Genomic DNA, 681 nt, shown 5'->3' with positions numbered 1-681 from the left:
CAGATCGAGGACCACCGCCAGATAGAGCCATCCCTCCCGCGTCCAGACATACGAGATGTCGACGCCCCATTTCTGGTTGGGTGCCGTCGCCGTAAAATCCTGGTCAATGATGTTCGGCGCGATCGGCCAGCTATGCTCGCTGTCGGTCGTCCGTTTGAATCGACGCTTCTGCCGACCGCGCAGGCCGTTCTCGCGCATCAACCGCGCCGTGCGCCGTCGCCCGATGGCGAAGCCATCATCCTGCAACTCGCGCGTCATGCGCGGACTGCCGTACGTGCCGTTCGACAGCGCAAATGCCGAGCGGACATGCGCCAGCATCACCATGTCATCGCGTTGCCGCCGGCTGGCCGGACGATCCTTCCAGGCGAAATAGCCGCTCTGGCTGACGCCGAGCACCTGGCAGAGGCGGTGTACGGGGAAATCCTTCTTCGCCTGATCGACGAGCGCAAACCTCATCGACTTCCCTCCCGGGCGAAAAAAGCGGTCGCCCGCTTCAGTATGTCGCGTTCTTGTCGAAGGATCTCATTCTCCCGGCGGAGCCGCTTCAACTCGGCTGCCAAATCTGCCTGCGGTGTTTCGCCCGGCATCTCCGTCAACCGATCACGACGACGACCGATCCACCGAACCAGCGTCGACAAACCGACCCCCAGATCTTCCGCAACCTCACGCTGCGTGCGCCCA

The 681-nt window shown here is 63.0% G+C and carries 1 pseudogene; it reads right to left on the bottom strand.

Features of this window, described 5'->3' with window-relative positions:
• Positions 1-681 (bottom strand): annotated as a pseudogene (locus EJC47_RS20875) (IS3 family transposase); the annotation flags it as partial.

Source organism: Sphingomonas sp. TF3, assembly GCF_003985085.1.
Taxonomy (GTDB): domain Bacteria; phylum Pseudomonadota; class Alphaproteobacteria; order Sphingomonadales; family Sphingomonadaceae; genus Sphingomonas.
This window is presented reverse-complemented; position numbering and strand designations above follow the sequence as displayed.